The following is a 20,070-nucleotide window of genomic DNA, read 5'->3' as shown; positions in this document are numbered from 1 at the left end:
AACGCCGCACGCGAGCATGGCGGGGCCCTCAGTAGGGCCCCGCTTCTCACTCCTAAGGAGATTCAGGTGGAGAGTGGACCGTGGTCGTGGGCCCAGGACTCGCGGGTCGCCATGTGGTGCCTGACCTTCACCCGCGGCGTCACCCCGCAAGAGGTCCTGGCTCGCTATGGAGCAGACCCCGAAGCCGGCCGGCTCCTCGACCGCCGACAGGCCGCCGCTCTCGGCCACACCAGCCCGTACGACACGTCCGTACTCCGCGCGGGACCATGCGGCGATTGGTCGTTCTGCTTCGAGGAGGACGGGACCATGGGCTCCATGTCCGGCTCTCTGGCAGCGTTGTCCAAGGGCACGGAAACGGTGAGCCTTCTGCGCGGCGCCGACGGCATGAACGTCTTCGCTCACTGGCGGGACGGATCGCGCGCGGAACGCTTCGAGCCGGCGCACACCCGGCCCGAGCCGCCACACCCCTGGTGGGACGCCGTGCAAGAGCAGCTGGACGCATCCCGTGAACCGAGCCTCAGCCTGATCCCCGTACTGGAGGCCGTCGCGCACCACGTTCAAGGTGAACTCGACACGGACACCCTCAACGGGCCCCTACTCACCGTGCTCCTTGACGAGAGCCAACGCACTCCCGACCCGTCGGCGCCCGGGTCGCCTCGGACGACTTGCCAGCCGGTAGGACGTGTGCTCGGTGGGGCGCTGCCGGGAGGGCTCAGTGGATCTACTCAGGGACGTGCGCTCGGCGTGTCGGCCACCCCAACGACCCACAGCATTCAACCCGTTGAGCCTGAGCCACCTAGGCGACGAGGGACTCCACCGAAGTAGCGCAAGGCTTCGGTGTGAGTGAGGCCAAGGCGTGCTGATCCAAGTGCGCCACCGGGCGCACGACATGTGCCGCGAGGTGGACAGCACCATCACATAGTCGATCTGGGCCTCCGAGCCCGGCTAATGCGAGCAGAGTCGGAAGGTGCTCCAGACGTCCAGAGGAACCGGCCCAGCGTGTTACGTGCGCACCAACACGACAACTCGGAGGCTCGGATCGCTGAGCGGCGCGAAGGCGACGATCCGAACTTCGACCTCTTCGTCGTTGTGGACGGGAAGTCGGAATCGTCGGACGTCGCCGTCCGGGTGAGCTCTCGTCTGCAGAGTTCCCCACAATTCCTGGGCCTGGTCGTTGCCCGCGAGGATTTCATCTCGTAGGTCCGCCAACTCGGCTGCGTCTGGGTGCGTGGCAATGGCGTACCGGATCTGCGCGAGGAAGGGAAGTGCCCAATCCTTGTGCCAGTTGACGAGCTGCTCTCGTGCTTCCGGGTACAGAAAGGCGAACCGCATCAGGTTCCGCTCGTACGGGAGCCATGGGAACCAGTCCAGTTGGGGCTCGTTGTAGGCGACGATGTCCCAGCGCAGGTTCGAGACGTACGCGGGATGAGGGGCAAGGTCATCCAGGATCACCTGTAGGTGATCCTCCACCTCCAGATTCAAACCGGCACTGACCGGGGGAGGGGTGTGCCCCAGCGCCATTTGGTACAGCGTGACGCGTTCGGATTCGTTGAGCCTCAAGGTCATGGCCAGGCGCTGCACGAACTGCTCCGATACAGGGCGGGGACTTCCGCCTTCCAATTGCCGGTACCAGGAACTGGCTACGCCTGTTAGGGTCGCCACTTCGTCCTGGGTTAATCCGTCTTTCAACCGTCTGCGGGTCGAATCGATTCCGGCGACGCGGCGGTGATCGAGCCGTTCGCGCCAGTGACGTAGAAGCGGAGCCAGCTCGGGAGAAACTGCGTGGCCTGGCATATGGACTGCGTCACCCGCCCTTTGCTTTATGGCTGCCGTGTGACCTGCTGGATTGGGTCAGATGTCCAATCATCTACGCCTCCGGCATATGCGCAGCGCGACATTCCGAGCACTGAATGCCTATCTCGGTATTCGAGAGTGAAAGTAGCGCCACTACTGGTGGCGCAAGTGGCTGTGCACGATTACTCAGGCAACAGAGCTTGAGTAAGGGAGCTGACCGGCCATGACCTTGCGGTGGCGTACAGCCAGAGCCGATTCGCTGCAGAGGCCGTTCGAGGGTCAGGAATCCGGGAGCCGTGCGCTGCAGGTACCTCCCGGCATTCGCCAATCACGCGGTGAAGGTCGCGCCAAGGGACGGGATCTGGAACGCCGGATTCGGAGGTTGCTGAGATCGCTCGACGTGCATCCGCCCTTGAGCGTGCCGGACCTCTGTACCGCCCTCGCTCGCCGGCGGGGTCGGCGGATCGAGCTGCGGGCCTTCCCGCTGAAGAGCGGTGGACCGCTCGGCGCGTGGTTGGAGACGCCGAACGCCGACGTGATCGTCTTCCAGAAGGAGACGCCCCCGCACCACCAGGACCACATCGTCCTGCACGAGCTCGGCCACATGCTCGCCGACCACCCGGGACCGCCCGGCACTGATGTGTGGGAGTCCTTGCTCCCCGGGCTCAAGTCGGACGCGATCCGGCGGGCCCTCCTGCGGTGTTCGTACGACACGGAGGAGGAGCAGGAAGCCGAGCTCGTAGCGACGATCGTGGGGGAGTGGGCCTCGATCCTCGACCACGTCACGCCCACGCGGCAGAGCGACGATCCAGCAGTCCGTCGCGTACAGGCCGCGCTCGGTGATCACCAGGGATGGCTGTAAATGGCGATCGTCTTCCTCGCCGGGCTCGTCCTGGCGATCGTCTGGAAGCTCTACCAACTGGCCAAGGCCCCGCACGACCGCTGCCTGCGCTCGGTGGTGCTCTGCCTGACCTGCGCCGCCCTCTCGTACCCGCTCGCGATGCCCGGCGGGGCGGACGGATTCGAGACAGTGGCCGGACACGGTGCAGCCAAACTCGTGCAGAACCTCCTGCTGATTGCCACCGTGTATTTCCTCATGTGCTTCTACCTGTACGCGTCCGCAGACGAGCGCGGTGCCCGGCGCCGAGCCCGCATCGAGGCGCTCGTCGCCGCCTCGGTGGCCCTGGGCGTCACCTGTACCGTCGCGACGGTCCCGCACCACGCGCTGGTCGGGAGCTTCTCCAGCACGGACATGACGGTTCCGCAGGCCGCGACTTTCTACCTGGTGGTCGGCCTGTACCTGATGTACGCACTGGCCGCCGCTGCGTATTGGACGCGCCGCTACGCCCGGCTATCGGCCAAGCCGCACTCGACCGGGCTCTGGACGGCGGGCATCGGGATGTTCGGGATGGCTCTCGCCTGCGCAGTCCGGGCCGTGATCGTCGTAATCCGGTGGACGGGCAACGCCGTTCACGCTCCCGTGATGGCAGCCGCCGGTGCGGTCTTGGTCGTCTCGACGCTGCTCTTCGTCTTCGGGATCACGTATCCGGGGATGCGTACGCGGGTCTCGCTGTGCCGACTGTGGTTCCGGCGCCGTCGTGAGTACGCGCGACTTGAGCCGCTGTGGCGGCTGATGGCCGAGGCGGCGCCTCATGCCGTGCTGAGGGCCAACTCCACATCTGCGTGGGAGCGTTGGCGGGCCCGCGGCATTCACCGCCGACACCACCGCAGAATCGTCGAGTGCCGGGATGGGCTCGTAGAGATCGGCCCCTACCTGGATGCGGAGTCGCTCCGGGATGCCCCCGCGCCTTGGGCCGCTGAACGGCTGCGCGAGGCCGTGCGTGCGCACCTCGGGGGTGCTGACCAGCCCGCACCGACGCGGCCCCTGGCCGTAATCCCCCGCCAACGCAGCCGAGAGGACGACATCCAGGAACTCCTCGCCCTGTCCGACGCCCTGCGGTCCGCCAACTGACCCCGTCCACAAGCGAAAGGGAGCCGCCACCCATGCTCATCACCGCCGCCCACGTCCTGGCCGGAGCCGATCGGCACGTCATCGCCGACGGAGCTGTCCTCGTACGAGAAGGATCGATCGCCTGCGTCGGCCCGCGTGAGGAGGTCGAGCGCCACGCCCGCCCCGACGAGCCGAGGCTCGCGTACCCCGCCGGCACCGTCCTGCCCGGCCTGATCGACGCCCACGTACACCTCTGCTTCGACGGGGGAGCAGACCCGGTCGCCACGCTCCAAGAGCAGGACGACGAGGCGCTGTTCACGGAAATGAAGGCGCGCGCGGAGCAGCTGCTCGGCATCGGCGTCACCACCGCCCGAGACCTCGGTGATCGCAACGGGCTCGCCCTGCGACTGGCCCAGGCCGTCGCCGAGGGCCAAGTCGCCGGCCCGCGCATTGTGTCGGCCGCAACGCCCGTGACGCCGCCCGGTGGGCACTGCTGGTTCCTCGGCGGAGAGGTCAGCGGCGTGGAGGAAGTGCGACGGCTGGTCCAGCACAACATCGAGGCTGGCGCCAAGGTCATCAAGGTGATGGAGACCGGCGGCGGACTGACCAAGGGCGGAGCGAAGAGTTGGGAATCCCAGTTCTCCAACGAGGAGTTGGCCGCGCTGGTCGATGAAGCGCACCATGCCGGCCTTCCGGTCGCCGCGCACGCGCACGGTGTCGACGGCATCACCGCCGCGGTCGAGGCGGGCGTCGACACGGTCGAGCACTGCACCTGGATGACCGAGGACGGATTCGACGTACGCGAGGACGTGCTCGCCCAGATCATCGAGAAGGGGATCTTCGTCTGCCCCGCGGTGAGCCCGCACTGGCCGATGCTCCCGAAGTTCTTCGGTGCCGAGCGCGCCGAGGCCATGTTCGGCGCCGTCCGACGGATGGCTGAGGCGGGGGCCCGCCTGATCGCGGGTACGGACGCGGGCGTGCAGCGCGCCGGATTCGACGGCCTTCCCGCCAGCCTCACCTTCTACGAGCACATCGGCCTGCCGAACGACCGCATCCTCGCCATGGCCACCACCGAAGCCGCCCACGCGCTGGGCCTCGGCGAGCAGACGGGGCAGCTCACTCCTGGCTACAGCGCCGACCTGCTCGTCGTCGACGGCGACCCGCTCGCCGACCTCGGTGCTCTGAAGGCGGTCGAAACCGTCATCGCGGTCGGCCGTCACTACGAGTTCGGCGCCAGCGCGTAACCCAGACCTAAGAGTTGGTCAGTGCCCGGGGCCGTCGGTCCCGGGCTTTTCTCTGTCCGCCATCTCCTCGACCACCTGGTTCAGGAAGGCGAGCAGGTCGTCCGACATGCCCTCGGGCCCGAGACCGCGGGTCGTGACGCGTCCAACTGCCCCTGTGCGTACGGCAGCCAGGAGGCGCAGTCCCTCGACGACCTGACGGGCGACCGTGTCGTCGGTCTGGAAGTACAGTGGGGAGACTCCGAAGAGCTCCGCCAGGCCCTCGGCCACGACGGTCGGCAGCTCTTCGTCGTCCCCGGTGCGCAGGGCCCGCACGCCGTCCTCCGTGATGACCGGCGTGCCCGCGTGCCCGTTCACGGCTTCGGCGATCTCGGCGTCCGTCGGGGGCTGCTGCGTGCCGGGGTAGGAGTGCTCGAGCAGGTACGTGATCTTCTCGGCCACGGTGCGAGGCATCGCCACCGTGTTCGCCGGGGCCGGCACGTCGTTGCCGAACGATCTCTCCTGCGCGGCGAGCAACTCGTCCACGGTCACGCCGTACGCCTTCGCCAGAGGCTCCTGGAACTTCTCGCTCAGCCGGCGCTTGCCCCGCTCGGCGTTGGCGACCGGCCCCGAGCTCTTCGTGCCGATCAGCTCGCGGGTCTGGTACTGGCTGTACCCGGCGTCGCAGCGCAGGTCCGCGAGGTCCGGCAGATCGCCCGGCTCGCGCGGGAAGAGGTCGTCGAGGGCCAGGCCGAAGACCTTCGCCAGCACCGGCAGCTTCTCGCCGTCGGGCCTCGACGAGCCGAGTTCCCAGCTCGCCACCGTGGTGTCGCCGACGCCGACCGCCTCGCCCAGGTCGCTCTGGGTGAGGTTCCGGGCGCGGCGCAGCGCGCGCACCCGGTCACGGTCGAACTGGCGAGGGGCCATCCGGAGGCTCTCCCGAAGCTGGTTGTCGAAACTGCGGAAACTTCATCATATTGATTCGATGGTCAAACCGGGATAGGTTCAGTTTGGCGAATCAAGGTGTTCAACGTACACCCTTCGCCGCCCTTCTGCCCATGTCGGGTCCGACCGCGCACCACGCGCGGCAGCGCCCGACCTGAGCGGAACGGGCTCTGGTCGCGCGCCTGGCGAAACGGCTCCACGGAGGCCGGACATGCCGGGCCGATGCCGGAGCGGATCAGCATCGCCGTACGGCTGGAACGCTGCAGGCGGTGTGCATATGGTCCTGGTCCCTCGGCGAACGGCGCCGAGGCGGACCAACACGGAGGGGATCAGCAGGAGTTACCCAGACGCCGAGATGGCGCCCCGTACGGACGGGGAAATGAAACCGGCGCCCAGAAGTTCGCACCTTCCGGACGCCGAAGCCGCCAGCCCCTCAGCAGAGGAGCGACGGATTCATAACTGGAGCGGACCGGCTGACCTTTTCGACGAGAGCGGCCGATCTCTCCACCTACGAGTGAGGAATTCTCGCATGCCCGAGCACAGCCCAGGAAGGGTGCTCAACCAGATCGAGCCCAGCCGAACATCCGCGGGAGGGCTCTGACCATGGCCCGCATCCGCACCATCAAGCCGGAGGCCTTCGCCTCGGAGTCCCTGGCCGCCGTCTCCCTCAGCGCCGAGCGCACCTTCTTCGGCCTCCTCACCCAGGTCGACGACCGCGGACGTATCCGCGACCAGCCCGCCGTGATCGCCGGCGTGCTGTGGTCGCTGCGACCGGAGCACGGCCCCATGGGCGTTGAGGACGACCTCATCCAGCTTGCCGCCGAGGATCTGATCTGCCGCTACACCGGGGACGACGGCAAGGCGTACCTCCACGTCGTCACCTGGTCCCAGCACCAGCGGATCAACCGCCCCAGTGGCGTGCGTACTCCTGGCTGCCCTCGCCATGATGCACCCCGAGCGGAGCCGGCATCAGCCACGACCACGGCTCACGCACGACTCACTGAGCCCTCCATGAGGACTCCCGGAGCGCGCACTCCGGACTCACGGAACATGGCGGACGCACGCCCGCTGGATCGCGAACCCGCAGGTCAACTGCCCTTCCCTGGGGGCTCAGTAAGGACTCACGACACCCTCACGGAGCCGTCCGTGAGCCCTCACGCTCCGGATCTAGGACCTAGGAACCTGGATCCTGGAACTACTTCCCCTACGGGGGACGCAAGCGTCCCCGCACAGCCGACCACCTCGGCTCAGAAGCTCATCGCCGAGTACGCCGCCGCCTGCGCCCACCGACCGCCCCGCGACGTGCTCGGCCACCTCGGCCGCGAGACCGCCAAGCTCCTCACCGAGGGCGTCGACCCCGACCACATCCGCGCCGGACTCACCCGGCACCGGGCGAAAGGCCTGCATCCCAGCACCCTGCCGAGTCTGGTCCACGAGGCGATGAACGCCGCACCCGCGGGTTTTGCTCGGCCGGGATCGACACCTAACCTCGCCGCCCATCGCCCCTGGGCCAACCCCGCCAATCCTGCCGCCGCCTACGCCGAGGAGCTGTGATGCGCGACCACGACGCACAGCCGCTCGGTGGCATCGCCCGGCGCCTGGCCAACATCCTCCACGCCAAGGGCATCGACCCCGTCGACGTACCGACCGATCAACTGGAGCCGGTCCCCGCCCTCCAGGCCGCCGACGGCCGGATCCCTGCCCGCTACCGCGAAGCCCTCGCCGACCACCCCGCCGTCACCGCATGGGTCCGAGACGTCGCCCAGGCCGGACGCCCCGGCCCCGGCGGCGTCCCCGGCATCGCGCAGGGCCGCTCGCTGCTGATCGCCGGCACCACCGGCACCGGCAAGACCCACCAGGCGTACGGCGCGATCCGCTCGCTCCTCGCCGAAGGCGTACGGCTGCGCTGGAAGGCGGTCACGGCCGCCGACCTGTACGCCGAGCTCCGTCCGCGGCCCGGCCACGACGGCGAGCGCGAATTCATGGAACTCGCCCGCTGCCCGCTCCTGTTCATCGACGACCTTGGCGCCGCGAAGACCAGCGAGTGGACCGAGGAGATCACGATGCGGCTGATCAACCGCCGCTACAACGAGATGCTCCCCACCCTCCTCACCACCAACCTCGGCATGGCCGACCTGAGAGCCCACATCGGAGACCGCGTCGCCTCCCGGCTCACCGAGATGACCGACAAGGTCATCCTCGACGGCCCCGACCGCAGACGAGCCCTGGCCGCCGAGCGTCTCCACGCCGCAGCCACTCGCTGAACCGCCTCGCGAACGTCGCCGGTTCGCGCCTTCACCGCACCAACTCCGGGCCCAGCCCTGCCTCCAGCCGCCCGGAGCCCGAACGGAGACCGCCCTCATGCACCACACCATCGAGCCCCGCCGGCACCGCCTCCTCGGTGACCAGTCCTGGCACGCCCACGCCGCCTGCCGCCCGGCGGACGACCACGAGGTCGACCTCGACCTGTTCTTCCCGGAGCCCGACGAGATGGACCGCATCCACCGGGCGAAGTCGCTCTGCGCCGCGTGCCCCGTACGCCGTACCTGCCTCGACGCCGCACTCGAGAACAACGACCGCGAAGGCATCCGAGGCGGCATGACCGAAGAGGAACGCGAGCCTCTGCACAGCAAGTTGGACACCCGTCACGACGACGGCCGGGTCGAAGCCACGCTCGCCGGACGCGACATCCACCTCACCCACAGCGAACGCCGCGCCGTCGTACGCGCCGCCTACGAGGCCGAGGTCTCCACCGAGCGACTCGCCTGGCTCCTCAAGATCACCGAGGAGCACGCCAACAAGCTCTACCGCCGCACACGACGCGAACTCCGCAACGCCACCGTCGCCGCACCCCAACCCGACGGCAGCACGGTCGACCAGGACGACCTCGGAGCGGCCGCGTGACCGACCCCTCCACCACCACCGCGAGCATCACCAACTGGGACCGCGCCGCGATCGTCGCCCTCGGCGCCGCCGGCTGCGCCCTCTCGTACGACGCACTGCAGCAGATGGCCACCGCCATCCACATCCGCGGCATCCTGACCTTCGTCTTCCCGCTCGTCATCGACGGCTTCATCGCGTACGGAGTCCGAGGGCTGCTGGTCCTGCGTACAGCACCGCTCGGCTCCCGCTGCTACGTCTGGTTCCTCTTCGGTACCGCGACGGTCGCCAGCATCTGGGCCAACGCGCTCCACGCCGTACGCCTCAACCAGCAGCAGGCCGAAGGTGCCGGGCTCCGGCTCGGCGACTTCACGGTCGGCATCTTGTCGACCCTGGCCCCGCTCGCCTTGGCGGGCGCCGTCCACCTCTACATCCTCATCGCCCGGAGGGTGACCGAAGAGGCAGGTGCCGAGACCCCGGAGACGCTGCACCTCGACCGTCCGGGGAGCGACGAGCCTTCGAACACGGCGGAGTTCAGTACGTCCGAGGCGATGCTCGGTCAGCCGCACGCCACAGAGCTGGAGCCAGCGCACCGGGCTGCTGACCGGAGCGGACAACCGGACGCGAGACCTCACCAGATGACCCGCCCGCAGTCGGCGAGGTCACCACTGACCGAGCCGGAGGCCCGTGACCGCAAGGCCGGCCAGGTCACCGACGAGGACCTCCTCGCCATCGCCCGCCCCGCGGTCACCCAGGCCGGACGCCTGACCCGGAAGGTCGTCGCAGACGCCATCCGCAGCCACAACCACGGCCTGGGCAACGCCCGGCTGACCGAGCTAATGCGCCTGCTCCGCGAGGAGTCCGGTCAACCGGACGAGGAGCTTGTCGGCTGACCGATCGCTCGAGGACGGCGGGTGTCCGGTGAGAACGGCCACCGGACACCCGCCCTGCACAAGCCCCTTCGTACGCACTGGAGCAGCCCTATGCGGACAACGCCACCCACCCACGCCGAAGCCGACGCGTGGATCACCGTCCTCACCAAGTACGGCCACCTCCACACCGCCGAACGCGCCCTCGACGGAGCCTGGACCGTGACGCGCACCCCCACGAGCACGCCCCACACGCTCCACGACCCCACCCTCGTACTCGACTTCGTCGCCGACGTCCTGCACGACGTACGCAACTCTGCGCCCGGAACGTGTTGATGAAGCAACACGAGCCTGTACGTGCACCCCTGAATGACGACGACGGTGGTGACCCGGCACGAGGCCGAGCAAGCTATACCTTCCGTGACACTTCCGCAGCCACGGGCGGCGGAAGTGTCACGGAAGGGCATGCCCCCGCCCCAGGGGAGGCGGGGGAGGCCTGGCACCAGGGGGCGCCGGGCTCTGCAGCAGCGACCGAGGGCGGACCGCAGCTAGGAGGAACAGCAGAAGCATCCGCCGCCACGCGACGCCCCCGCCCACGCTTGCGCCAGAGCGTGCCCCGAGACCAGTTCCGCAGTCTCCGCCTGACGCGCGATGAACTCGCGCTCGTGCAGCAGGCGGCAGCGGCCGCTGGCCTGAAAATCTCCGGGTTCATCGCGGATGCTGCGGTCGCGGTCGCGCGGACCCAAGGCCAAGGCACCCTGCGGGCAGGGCTGTTGGATCAGCGCGGTCAGGTCGAGGAGCTGATGGAAGCAAGCGCCCAGCTGGCCCGTGTCGGCAACAACCTCAACCAGATCGCCCGGGTCTTGAACTCGGGCGGTCACGTCGGCTACGTCGAGGAAGCGATGGCCCGCGTACTCCGCGCGGTCGCTCGCGTCGAGGTCGCGGCCACCGAACTCGCCAAGCGCTGACCGATGGTGCCTGACATCTCCACCGGCAGCCGTACGTACGGGCTCCTGGCCTACCTCTACGGTCCGGGACGCCGCGACGAGCATGTTGACCCGCACATCGTCGCCGCCTGGATGCCGCACCTCGCGCCTGACCCTGGCCGGGACCCGGGCGCGACGCTCAAGCAGCTCGCCGACCGACTCGACCTGCCGGTCCTGGCCGTGCCGAAGAACCGGCGCCCTGCCCGACACGTATGGCACTGCCCAGTCCGAACCGCCCCAGGCGACCGACGCCTCACCGACGCCGAGTGGGCCGATGTCGCCCGCCGTATCGTCCACGCGACCGGGATCGCTGAGGAAGGCGACGACAAGGCGTGCCGCTGGATCGCGGTTCGCCACGCCGACGACCACATCCACATCGTCGCCACACTCAAGCGTGAGGACGGACGCAGCCCACGCCGCCACCAGGACGCTCTCCGCGCGCAGGCTGAATGCCGAAAACTGGAAGCCGAGTTGGGGCTGCAGATTCTCAACGAAGGCGACCGAACCGCAGCGCAACGCCCCACCAGCGCCGAACGCTCCAAGGCCGAGCGCGCGGGCCGCAACGAACCCCCGCGTGAGACCCTCCGCGAGCGTGTTCGCCAAGCGGTCGCCGGCGCTGCCGACGAGGAGGAGTTCTTTCGCCGCCTCACGGAGGCTGGCCTGCGCGTCGACAAGCGCATCGCGCCGTCGGGCGACGTCCTCGGCTACAAGGTCGCCCTGCCCGGCGACCGCAACCGCCACGCCGACCCCATCTGGTTCTCCGGCTCACGCCTCGCACCGGACTTGTCCCTCCCGAGGCTCCGCGAACGCCTCGCTCGCGGAGCCATCGACGACGCACCGGCTCCCATGTCGGATTCCTCGCAGAGGTCGAGCCGCCCTGCGCAAGCACGCCGAGTGGCAACTGCAGCAGCGGAGGAGGCGCTCGTAGCTCTCGACCGGGATGACGACGAAGCCGCTGCGTCACAACTCAGTGCGACCGGCGAACTTCTCGACGCGGTCGTCCAGACCTCCCCCGGGGCGGCTCGCCCCGATCTCACAGAAGCCGCCCGTGCCTTCGAGCGCGCCACGCGTTCTCCCGTACGGGCAGAGCACGCGAACGCCCGCGCATTGCGAGCCGCTGCACGCGGCATCGTCCGTGCCGGAGACGCCCTGGGCAAAGGCGAAGACGGCGGTACCACCGCCATGCTCCTCTCCACCATTGTCCTCGTCACCATGGCCGCAATCCGCTGGCACGCGGCACGGGGCCACGCCCAACAAGCCGCCGCCGCGCAGCAGGCCGCCGAACATCTGCGGAGCGCTTATGGGGCAGTTGCTGCCGTACCGATGCGAGTCATGGGCGAGCAGGGTCGCCGCATCCCAACTCCAATACGGGAGCGGTACGTTCGAACCGTGCTGCAGGTCCTGCCCAACAAGGCAGATCACGTCCTGCATGCACCGAACTGGAACGCCCTGGCTGCAACGCTCGCCGAGGCGGAGGAGGACGGCCACGACCCTGAGGCACTGCTCAGGAAGGTCGTCGCCTGGCGTGAGCTAGACACGGCGGACCGCGTCGCCGACGTTCTGATCTGGCGCCTGCGGCGAGCCGGAGATATGGCCGCAGCTCCGAATCCATCTCGAACGCGATCCACCGGTCGTACGCGGGATGTTCAAGGACGTCCTCCCCCTCCGGTAGCAGCCGAGGCACAGCCGCACCATCCCCGTGGCCTGCGACGGCGTGGCCCACGGCGTTGAGCGGCAACTCAAACGGCTGGACCTACCGGGCGTTTGCCTGTTATCGCTGGTGAGGACGGAGAATGGAGTGGATGCGGATGCTCAGCGGGGAACTCAAGATTCAAAGATCACTCCCGGACACAACGGCGCCAGATGAGGACCCCCTACTGCGTCTCCAGCGCGAGACTCACCTCGGCGACGGCGCTGCCCGACTCCGCTTCACGACGCACCCCGAGGAAATCCGCATCACGGGCATGCTCGTCATGTGCCCCAGCTGCGGAGCGCGCCGCGACTGGATGGTCATCTGCGACGGCAACGAGATCAGCATCCGCTGCCGCTGCGCCCACCAATGGAGCGAACGTGAGCTGACCCGCGCCGACTATGAGGCCATGATCGACGTGGTTGGCGGACGCGACCACCCGAGCCTGGAAGCCGGCGCCCAGGCGACGGGCTACGACGGCACGCTGGCCGGAACCTACTTCAGCGAGCCCAACCGCCGCTAGGTATGTCTCTGATCATCCGATCGTTGGGCTGGTCGTAAGGGATGGGGAGAATTCTGGTGCTGCGTGGGCGATGATCGCGCCGTTGTTGCCGCCGCCGGGCCTGGCTCGGGATCGGTGGCGTGATCACCGCCAGGTGCTGGAGGGATTCGTGTTCAAGTTCCGGGCCGGGTGCCCTGGCGGGTCCTGCCCGAGCGATTCGGCCGGTGGTAGACCATGCACGGCTAGGAGCGCAATTAGCCGCGATGTCGTTGCGGTTCTACGACGGCGTCCGAGGATTGGGCAGCGTCCTGGGAACGCCTCCCAATGCCTACCGGCAGACGTGCCTCATCGCCCTGTACGGCGAGCGCATGTCAGCTGAGGATCGGCAGATCGATGCGAATAAGGCATTCCCGCCGTACATCAAGGATGCCGCGGACCGGCTGCAGTCCTGGCCGCGACGGTGTCGGTTGCTACAGCCTGCCGCAAGACAGCGATGCCGTTCCTTCAGGACGCCGCGCTCGCCCTGAGGAACCGTACGGTTGGACTACGGGCCCGATCGCCGAGCTTGGGAGACATCACTGCGAAGCACGTCCGCGACGTGAAGAAGGCGGCGAAGCGTCGCCGCGGCCACTAAGGCAGGCCAACGATGGTCGAGCGACCGATACCCACCCCGTGGGAACGACACCCGGAAGAGTACTGGGCCAACGACTGGGGCCCGCCGTCCAACTACATACGGTGCGCCGTGTGCCGCGAGGAAATGAACGAATGGAACGCTGAGCAGGGGTGGCGAGTCATCTACACCCACGAGGACGGTTGGCTCGCGGTCATCTGCCCCCGCGATAAGTGCTGGCAGTTCGCGGTGATGGGATGGGAGCGGGAGTGCCAGTGGCGGAACGAGCCCGTCACGGAGCTGCGGCAGCGGCCCATCCGGCTGGAGAACATCATCCTCCGCCCACTTGGGCACGCCTGGGCCGGAGCCAAGCGCTACTGGCCCGAGCGCCTGTGAGTGTCCGAGTCACGTCTGCCTGGCCCAGAAACACCACCGGGCCGGGGTTCAGTTGCCGGTGACCCGAACCTGAAAATCCGGCGCCGGTGAATCCGGTCGTCCAGGTTCCGGCAGGTCAGGCCCCTTTGGTAAGAACGTCAAGCATCACCATCAAGTTGGTACGGCGCCTTCGCTTCGCTCAGGCACCGTCGGCTCCCTGGCAGCGGCCTCTCCAGGCCGGCCTTGAGTCCGCGGCTTGATGATCACCAGTGGATAGGCTGTGCTCATGTCACGTGTACGCCTCACCGTTGTCACCGTCCTTGCCGGGATCGCCGTGCTCACCGCCTGCTCCTCCCGCAGCGACGGGCCGAACTCCGCCTCCAGCAAGGGGGACAGCGACAAGCCGGTCACTGCTCCTGCCGCGAAGCCGATCACGAAGGAACTCGCCCAGGCCGACATTACTCAGGCCCTGCTCGGTGACGGGGAGACGCTTCCCGGCTGGTCCCTGCACGGTGACAAGGACGTGACCGACGGGGAGTACTGCAACAGCTCGGACAACGACTTCACGCCTGCGGGATGGGTCCGCGGTGGAGACTCCTCGTACGAGTACAACGGCTCCACGGAAAACATGGCCTTCGTGCACATCTGCCTCTTCGATTCGGTCAAGAGCGCAACCAAGGCATACACGACGTGGAAGGGCACCGAGACGAGCAAGCAGCAGGCGCCCAAGCCGCCGGTGGGCAGCGAGAGCACACTCGTCATCAACCCAGGTGCCAGCGAGGACACCGTCTACGGGTTCACTCGCTCGGGCAGGGCCAACATCCGGGTAAAGGTCGAGGGTGGCACTGGAGATGACCCCTCGGGTGCGCAGGCCATGCTCAGCGCGACTTTGAAGCGCCTTCAGCAACTGCAGGACGGCAAGAGCGCCACGGTGACAGCTCCTGATGAACTGGCCGCCGCCAAGCCGTAACAGCTGCTCTGACGTCGCTCTGTCACAGAATGTGGGCGGTCCCTTCGCCGAAGTAGTGGTGTGGCCAGTCGGCCACGGCGGCGAATCCGGCATCACCGGTGCCTCTGGACTCGGCGAGGTAGCGCAGCGTCACGTGGTATTCGCGCCGCTTCTCGGGCGGCTCGGTTTGCATGGTGGTGAACGTCCTTGAGGGCGGGGACTGTTACCGGGTGCGATCGGTGCGCCGCTGGGTGGCCTGCATCCCGGACGCAGATGGACCTGCTACCGCGACGCTGCTGGGCCCGCCACGGGGGGAGCGGGCCCTGGCAGCCTGCGCGCGTCGCCCCTGTTCGGTAGTCGCGGGCCGGGTGGCCCGATGTTCGCGTTGCAGGCGCCGGGAGGCGGCGTCGTACGCGGCCTGGCCTTGGCGTGGCCCTACGGCCAACAGGTAGATCTCCCGGCTGTGTTGGGAGGTTTCCGGCGCGTCGCGGTACTGGATGACCAGGCGCCAGCGGGTTTCCGGGTCTACGTACACCTTGTGGCAGCCGGCGAGTTCGCGGGTGAGGGCGGCGCCGCGCTCGTTGCCGTGTACGAGGTGCTGGAGTTCCAGGAGGGCCAGGTCGCGGATGTTCTCCGGTACGGAGCGCAGGTCCGCGAGCGCTTCCGGGTGGGCTGCGAAGGCGTACCGTGCCCGGCTCATCGTGCACCTCGTCGGGGCCTGGCCTGCTGGCTCGAGTCGAGCCTTGGCGGTGCGGTGGGCGGGCTGGCGGGTTCATGCGGCTGGCGGACGGATCGCCTTCGGGCGGCGTCCGCGCGGCGAGCCGGACCGCTGCTCGGTTCCGGAAGCGGCGTGCCTCCGTCGGGAGTCCAGGTGCGGGCTGCAGCCTCTGAGGTGAAGGCGCCTTCGCGCACGGTGTAGGTCGCGAAGTCCTTGGTCGTTTCCTCGAGGAAGAGGCGGTACGGAGCGTCAGCTGAGTCGGGGTGGCTGTCGTACAGCACGGTGGTGACCGTGACGCCCGCGTCGAAGGCACCCGGGTTGTCGGTGAAGTGGGCGAGCACTTCGTAGCGGCCGTCGACGTTGGCGCGGAGCTTGTCCTCCAGGCGTGACGTCTGGGCGTCTGCGGGGCGCGGTCCGTGGGCGGAAGCGACCGTGATGGCGTCTTCGGGGCAGCCCCGCTGGATGACCCAGTTTTGCGCGAGGGGCAGTACAGGGTGGACGGCGTGCTCAAAGTCGTACGTGCGCTGCTCGGGATCCCGGGTGATGTGCAGGGAGAGGTACTCCGCGGCTCCCGGGACGCCCCAGAGGGCGCTCGTGTCGAAGAACACGAAGTAGCTGTCGCGGCCGTCTGCGCTGTGGTGGTCGGCGAGCCGTACGAAGCCGTCGTCCGAGATGGTGGCCGAGGCGAAGTTGTTCTCGGTGTCCTTGTCGGCGCCCGTGAAGGAGTCGATCCGGTAGTCCGGGGTCGAGGATTCGTGGGGGTTCGTCACCTCAGGCCTCCTCGGGTTCGGGGGAGGCAAGGAGCCGGTGGGTCGGGCGGGCCGGGCTGGTGGTGCAGGCCGCGAACGGCCCGTCCGGGGCGCGGAGTTGCATGAGGGTCGGGTCCAGGTGATCGCGGTGCCAGGTCGACGGCCCCGCAAGGCCGGCCTGTACGTCGGTGAGCTGCTGCCAGGCCAGCCAGAGGCCGTGGAGGCGCGCGATCGCCTCGGGGTGCTCCTGCCACTGGCGGCACCAGGGGCGGTTGGCGGTGATCTCCCGGCCGTAGACAGGGAGCAGGAGGTCATGCACCCAGCGGGTGAGCGCCGTGAGCTCGTTCTCGTAGGTCTTGCCGTCGAGGGCGAGGATGAAGACGGAGGTGAGGCTGTTCTCCGGGCTGGGCTCGACAGGCGTTGAGGTGACATCGCCCTCGCGGCCCACCTCGTCCACCACGGAGCCCTCGCTGCGCACGGTGGGCTGTTCGTCGGTGAGGCGGGAGAGGGTGTCCCGCTGCCTGTGGCTCTCGGCGACGAGCCGCGCGACGGTTGAAGCGAGGTCGTCGAGATCGTGGTCCGGTACGCGGACCGGCTCGTCGTCCTGAGGGGAATCGGACATCTCTGCCTCTCCGAAGGATCCGGTGGATGGATGTCGAGGTTCTGGAAATGGGCCGGTTTGGCCCGGCCGGGGAATCGGGCTACGTCCCCTCATCGGGGCGCGTGGCGACCGCAGTTGGCTGTGGGAGGGGCAAGGACCCGCAAGGCGTACGCGGCCTGTTGGGGGACAACTCCGTTGCCCAGAGCGGCGAGTTGAGCCGGTCGGCCGAGGCCCGGTGTTGCCGTCACCCAGCCGGGCGGCAGCCCCTGCATCCACTCCACGAAGCGAGGGCTCAGGCGACCCGCGTCGTCCGTGGGCGGTGGTGCCGGGCGGGTTGCCCGCGCCCAGCGCGCGATCGCCGGGGCGTAACGGCCCCACGGCGCCGGCGTCTCGGATCGTCCTCCGGGAACATCGGCAACGTCTCCCCAGACGGAGCCTTCCGCCTCGGGCTTCGCGGCCGAGCCTTCGCTCGGGTGGACGAGGTCGAGCGAAGGTGAGCTGCTCCCGAGGGCAAGGTCAAGCCCTGGTTCCCGTGACGTTGCTTCGGGGAGTCCTCGGTCCCGTCGGAGGCCTTCGAGGGCGGCAGGAGCCATTCGACCTCGTCGGCCAGGTTCGGTCCGTGGCCGCCCGCCTTGCGGAACTCCGGGTGCTGGCTGCCGCCGTTGATCGCGAGGTTGCTGGTCGGGGTCTTGAGCAGCGGACGGGTGTCCTGCGGGCCAGGCGGTGAGGAAGGTGCGTTCGCGTCGGTGTGGGGCTCCGACGTCAGAGGCGCGTACGCAGACCCAGTTCGCGTCGTACCGGATGTCGGCCAGGGATCCGAGTACGGCACCGAGTGCTCGCACAGCAGGTTGGCCTGTGGTGTCTCCCAGACACCACGGGCAGGGTTCCACGTCGCCAGGGGAACCTGCGGGCGAGGTGAGGAGTCCGCGGACATTCTCGATGACCACCAGGCAGGGGTTGAGGGCTTCGATGGCGCGTACGACGTGATGCCAGAGGCCAGACCGGGTGCCTTCAGCAAGTCCGGCGCGGCGGCCGGCGACGGAGACGTCTTTGACAGGGGAAGCCGGCGGTGAGGACGCACACCTCCGGTACGTGGAGCCAGCTCACGGTGGTGATGTCCCCGAGGTTGGGAACGCCGGGCCAGTGGCGGGCCAGGATGCTGGCGGCACCGGGGTCGATCTCGGCGTGCCAGGCGAGGGCGCCGCCGAGCCCGGCTTGGACCCCGAGGTCGAGGCCGCCGTATCCGGAGCAGAGACTGCCGATGAGGCGTGGCGGCGTACGAGGGAGGTCAGCGTGCATGGCGTGATGCCGGAGAGCGCAGTGCGGGTGCGGCCGCGGTCGGCAGTTCTGCTTGGGGCTTCACGTGCGTCGCGCCGGGCGAGCAGCTTGTGGCTGCCGCAGACCGCGGCTTCGGGTTCTCGATCCGCTCCGCTGCCCGCTGCAAGGTCTGCTTGGCGGTGGCGAGTTCCTCCCGCGCTGATTCCAAGTGCTCCTGGATACCTCGGAAGGCGGCTTCCCGTGCGTCTTGGAGTTCCGGGGTGTCGGGTGTTTCCTCATGACGGTGGAGGAAGCCGAACTCGGCTACAGCTGCGGTGTAGTGCTGCGCGGCGCGAGCTGTGTCCGCGCCGGCAGCCGCGTGGGCTTCGATGGCGACGCGTCGATCCGCCCCGTCCGGATGGGTCTCAATGAGATAGAGGACGTCGTCGGATCGGTCCTGGATCAGGGCGGCGAGTCGCCCCTGCAGCTCGGAGACGGCTTCCAGTGTCGGAATCGCTCGGCGTGCACCCGGCACACGTATGTCGCGGCGGACCAGGTCTACATGGCTGGCCGCGGCATGCAGCATGTACGACTCGTCGTTGAAGCTGAGGTTCAAAACGGGATCCTCCGGTGGGGTCGGTCGGTTTTGGCAGTGGAAGATCGGTGGGACACGCGTTCCGCCGAGGGCCGGGCGTGGTGCGCTGCGCTGCGGGCACGGGCGGCGTCCGTACGAGCCGCGGGTGGGGGCGAACCTGATCGCTCGGCTCGTCGTGGTGGCGCGGATTCGGCCCCGTGGGCGATCCCCAGGCGATGGCGTACGTCGTCGAGCGGGCCGAGGGCGTGCAGGGCGTACCCGATGAGGTGTCCCGGAGCGAGAGCATCGCGGTTGGCGAGGGCGCGAACCTGCCGGGCTGCGAGCGCCGCGGTGCGGACTAGGGATGCCTGGACGACCTGCTCGCCGAGGTACTCGGCCGCCCCGCCGAACTGCGGGGCGCAGATCTTCAGGACGCGTTCGGTGTCGAGCGTTCCGTCGGCGAGTGCACCTCGGCGTTGGACTTCCCACAGCACCGTGAGCTGGTCGATGGGTTCGCCGCGGTGGTGGAGGGCTCCGAGGGAGCGGTAGATCTGCTGGTGGCCGGCGTCAGCGAAGTCGCTGGGGCGCAGCGATCGCACGGCGTCGAGGAGTTGATCGGGGCGTGCGCTGAGGCAGCCGAGGAGTTGATCGGGGCGTGCGCTGAGGCAGCCGAGGAGGAACTCCTCGTCGGCGAGGACCTGTTCCTCGACCTGCGTTGTTGCTGCATCGGCGGCCGGAGCGTGCGATGTGGGCGGCTGGAGTGGACGTGGGTTGGTGCCCCAGCGGTGGGCCAGGTCGGCGAGGACTTCGGACAGGATCTGGGCGTGGTGGACTGTCTCGTCTGCTGCGCCACGGGCCATGTCGGCGAGCGCGGCCTGGTGAAGTCGGGTGGCGTGCCGAGCCACGGTGCGGTGGGTGGCGCCTTCCAGGACCATGCGGCCGTACACGGGGGCGTGGTCGGGCCGTGGGCACGCCGAGATCAGGTGATGCGCGTACGTGGCGGTGATTCCGCGGGTGTGCCTGCTCGCCTCCTTCAGCGTGGCATTGACCCAGGTCAGGGGTACTGGGTCACGGGGTTTGGTGTCGGCAGCGGGGTGGTCGGCGGCGCGAAGTTTGAGCATCGCGGTGTGCAGGGCGGAGTGAGTGGGCTGAGCGAAGTGCTCGGGCTTCAACCACGCGGCGAGCTGGTCGAGTTGGGCAGGTTCGAGGAAGAGCGCGCCCAGGACGGCCTGCTCGGCATGGTCGAGCGGTGTCACGGCCGCTCCCCGTGGGTGGCGGTGCGCACGGTTCCGAGCTCGGCTACCGCGCGGTCCGCCGCAGCCAAGTCGCGTGCCAGGATGTCCAGTTGGGCGGTGAACGAGCCGTGTGCAGCAGCGAGCGCTCCGCTCGGCGCTACGAGC

Annotated in this window: 23 protein-coding genes and 1 pseudogene; 14 read left to right on the top strand and 10 right to left on the bottom strand. The window is 68.7% G+C overall.

Annotated features, from left to right (window positions below):
- Nucleotides 1-66: 66 nt before the first annotated feature.
- Entirely contained in the window at nucleotides 67-825 is a 759-nt protein-coding gene (locus ACIDOF_RS27580; RefSeq protein WP_409008819.1) for a DUF6461 domain-containing protein, read from the top strand.
- Between the two features lie 177 nt (nucleotides 826-1,002).
- Here the strand turns inward: ACIDOF_RS27580 and ACIDOF_RS27575 are convergent, their stop codons facing one another.
- A complete protein-coding gene (locus ACIDOF_RS27575; RefSeq protein WP_409008818.1) occupies nucleotides 1,003-1,794 on the bottom strand; it encodes a helix-turn-helix transcriptional regulator in 792 nt (263 codons plus the stop codon).
- Nucleotides 1,795-2,212: 418 nt separating this feature from the next.
- Between ACIDOF_RS27575 and ACIDOF_RS27570 the strand changes: the two genes are divergently transcribed.
- From ACIDOF_RS27570 to ACIDOF_RS27560, 3 genes are read left to right on the top strand one after another with little or no spacing between them, the layout of a single operon-like run.
- Nucleotides 2,213-2,656, top strand: a complete 444-nt coding sequence (locus tag ACIDOF_RS27570; protein WP_409008939.1) for a hypothetical protein — start codon at nucleotides 2,213-2,215, stop codon at nucleotides 2,654-2,656.
- Nucleotides 2,657-3,766: an MAB_1171c family putative transporter gene (locus tag ACIDOF_RS27565; protein ID WP_409008817.1), complete on the top strand. Its 1,110-nt coding sequence runs from the start codon at nucleotides 2,657-2,659 to the stop codon at nucleotides 3,764-3,766.
- Between the two features lie 32 nt (nucleotides 3,767-3,798).
- Nucleotides 3,799-4,989, top strand: a complete 1,191-nt coding sequence (locus tag ACIDOF_RS27560; RefSeq protein ID WP_409008816.1) for an amidohydrolase family protein — start codon at nucleotides 3,799-3,801, stop codon at nucleotides 4,987-4,989.
- 18 nt (nucleotides 4,990-5,007) lie between these two features.
- On the opposite strand, the gene ACIDOF_RS27555 is transcribed toward ACIDOF_RS27560, so the two are convergent.
- Nucleotides 5,008-5,892: a helix-turn-helix domain-containing protein gene (locus ACIDOF_RS27555; RefSeq protein WP_409008815.1), complete on the bottom strand. Its 885-nt coding sequence runs from the start codon at nucleotides 5,890-5,892 to the stop codon at nucleotides 5,008-5,010.
- Between the two features lie 621 nt (nucleotides 5,893-6,513).
- Here ACIDOF_RS27555 and ACIDOF_RS27550 point away from each other — a divergent pair.
- The 10 genes from ACIDOF_RS27550 (at nucleotide 6,514) to ACIDOF_RS27505 (ending at nucleotide 14,792) form a co-directional block, all read left to right on the top strand.
- A complete protein-coding gene (locus ACIDOF_RS27550; protein WP_409008814.1) occupies nucleotides 6,514-7,464 on the top strand; it encodes a hypothetical protein in 951 nt (316 codons plus the stop codon).
- Nucleotides 7,464-8,174 carry an ATP-binding protein gene (locus tag ACIDOF_RS27545; RefSeq protein WP_409008813.1) on the top strand — a complete coding sequence of 237 codons (711 nt, stop codon included), beginning with the start codon at nucleotides 7,464-7,466 and terminating at the stop codon, nucleotides 8,172-8,174. Before ACIDOF_RS27550 ends, ACIDOF_RS27545 begins: the two co-directional genes overlap by 1 nt.
- Before the next feature lie 97 nt (nucleotides 8,175-8,271).
- Complete coding sequence (locus ACIDOF_RS27540; protein ID WP_409008812.1) at nucleotides 8,272-8,814, top strand: WhiB family transcriptional regulator; 543 nt, start codon at nucleotides 8,272-8,274, stop codon at nucleotides 8,812-8,814.
- Nucleotides 8,811-9,683 carry a DUF2637 domain-containing protein gene (locus tag ACIDOF_RS27535; protein ID WP_409008811.1) on the top strand — a complete coding sequence of 291 codons (873 nt, stop codon included), beginning with the start codon at nucleotides 8,811-8,813 and terminating at the stop codon, nucleotides 9,681-9,683. Before ACIDOF_RS27540 ends, ACIDOF_RS27535 begins: the two co-directional genes overlap by 4 nt.
- Nucleotides 9,684-9,773: 90 nt before the next feature.
- Nucleotides 9,774-9,995 carry a hypothetical protein gene (locus tag ACIDOF_RS27530; RefSeq protein WP_409008810.1) on the top strand — a complete coding sequence of 74 codons (222 nt, stop codon included), beginning with the start codon at nucleotides 9,774-9,776 and terminating at the stop codon, nucleotides 9,993-9,995.
- Nucleotides 9,996-10,270: 275 nt separating this feature from the next.
- The gene (locus tag ACIDOF_RS27525) at nucleotides 10,271-10,627 is read left to right on the top strand and encodes a plasmid mobilization protein (RefSeq protein ID WP_409008809.1); all 357 of its coding nucleotides are present in this window, start codon (nucleotides 10,271-10,273) and stop codon (nucleotides 10,625-10,627) included.
- A gap of 3 nt (nucleotides 10,628-10,630) precedes the next feature.
- Entirely contained in the window at nucleotides 10,631-12,376 is a 1,746-nt protein-coding gene (locus ACIDOF_RS27520) for a mobilization protein (RefSeq protein WP_409008808.1), read from the top strand.
- A 71-nt stretch (nucleotides 12,377-12,447) separates the two neighbouring features.
- Complete coding sequence (locus ACIDOF_RS27515; protein ID WP_409008807.1) at nucleotides 12,448-12,858, top strand: hypothetical protein; 411 nt, start codon at nucleotides 12,448-12,450, stop codon at nucleotides 12,856-12,858.
- 736 nt (nucleotides 12,859-13,594) lie between these two features.
- Nucleotides 13,595-13,843 carry a hypothetical protein gene (locus tag ACIDOF_RS27510; protein ID WP_409008806.1) on the top strand — a complete coding sequence of 83 codons (249 nt, stop codon included), beginning with the start codon at nucleotides 13,595-13,597 and terminating at the stop codon, nucleotides 13,841-13,843.
- A 265-nt stretch (nucleotides 13,844-14,108) separates the two neighbouring features.
- Nucleotides 14,109-14,792, top strand: coding sequence for a hypothetical protein (locus tag ACIDOF_RS27505; RefSeq protein WP_409008805.1), 684 nt, complete (start codon nucleotides 14,109-14,111; stop codon nucleotides 14,790-14,792).
- 22 nt (nucleotides 14,793-14,814) lie between these two features.
- On the opposite strand, the gene ACIDOF_RS27500 is transcribed toward ACIDOF_RS27505, so the two are convergent.
- From ACIDOF_RS27500 to ACIDOF_RS27465, 8 genes and pseudogenes are all read right to left on the bottom strand, one after another.
- Nucleotides 14,815-14,964, bottom strand: a complete 150-nt coding sequence (locus ACIDOF_RS27500; RefSeq protein WP_409008804.1) for a hypothetical protein — start codon at nucleotides 14,962-14,964, stop codon at nucleotides 14,815-14,817.
- 30 nt (nucleotides 14,965-14,994) lie between these two features.
- Complete coding sequence (locus tag ACIDOF_RS27495) at nucleotides 14,995-15,471, bottom strand: type II toxin-antitoxin system RelE family toxin (protein ID WP_409008803.1); 477 nt, start codon at nucleotides 15,469-15,471, stop codon at nucleotides 14,995-14,997.
- Entirely contained in the window at nucleotides 15,468-16,259 is a 792-nt protein-coding gene (locus ACIDOF_RS27490) for a hypothetical protein (RefSeq protein ID WP_409008802.1), read from the bottom strand. Before ACIDOF_RS27490 ends, ACIDOF_RS27495 begins: the two co-directional genes overlap by 4 nt.
- A gap of 1 nt (nucleotide 16,260) precedes the next feature.
- Nucleotides 16,261-16,860: a DUF4913 domain-containing protein gene (locus ACIDOF_RS27485; protein WP_409008801.1), complete on the bottom strand. Its 600-nt coding sequence runs from the start codon at nucleotides 16,858-16,860 to the stop codon at nucleotides 16,261-16,263.
- An 89-nt stretch (nucleotides 16,861-16,949) separates the two neighbouring features.
- Nucleotides 16,950-17,837: pseudogene (locus tag ACIDOF_RS27480) on the bottom strand (DNA cytosine methyltransferase); the annotation flags it as partial.
- Nucleotides 17,838-17,850: 13 nt separating this feature from the next.
- The gene (locus tag ACIDOF_RS27475) at nucleotides 17,851-18,138 is read right to left on the bottom strand and encodes a DNA cytosine methyltransferase (RefSeq protein ID WP_409008800.1); all 288 of its coding nucleotides are present in this window, start codon (nucleotides 18,136-18,138) and stop codon (nucleotides 17,851-17,853) included.
- On the bottom strand, nucleotides 18,128-18,712 hold the full coding sequence (locus ACIDOF_RS27470; RefSeq protein WP_409008799.1) for a hypothetical protein: 585 nt from the start codon (nucleotides 18,710-18,712) through the stop codon (nucleotides 18,128-18,130). Before ACIDOF_RS27470 ends, ACIDOF_RS27475 begins: the two co-directional genes overlap by 11 nt.
- Entirely contained in the window at nucleotides 18,709-19,926 is a 1,218-nt protein-coding gene (locus ACIDOF_RS27465) for a DnaB-like helicase N-terminal domain-containing protein (protein WP_409008798.1), read from the bottom strand. Before ACIDOF_RS27465 ends, ACIDOF_RS27470 begins: the two co-directional genes overlap by 4 nt.
- Nucleotides 19,927-20,070: the final 144 nt, after the last annotated feature.

The organism is Streptomyces sp. Da 82-17 (assembly GCF_046098215.1).
Lineage (GTDB): Bacteria > Actinomycetota > Actinomycetes > Streptomycetales > Streptomycetaceae > Streptomyces.
Note: the sequence above shows the minus strand (reverse complement) of the source record. Positions and strands in the feature narration are given on the sequence as shown.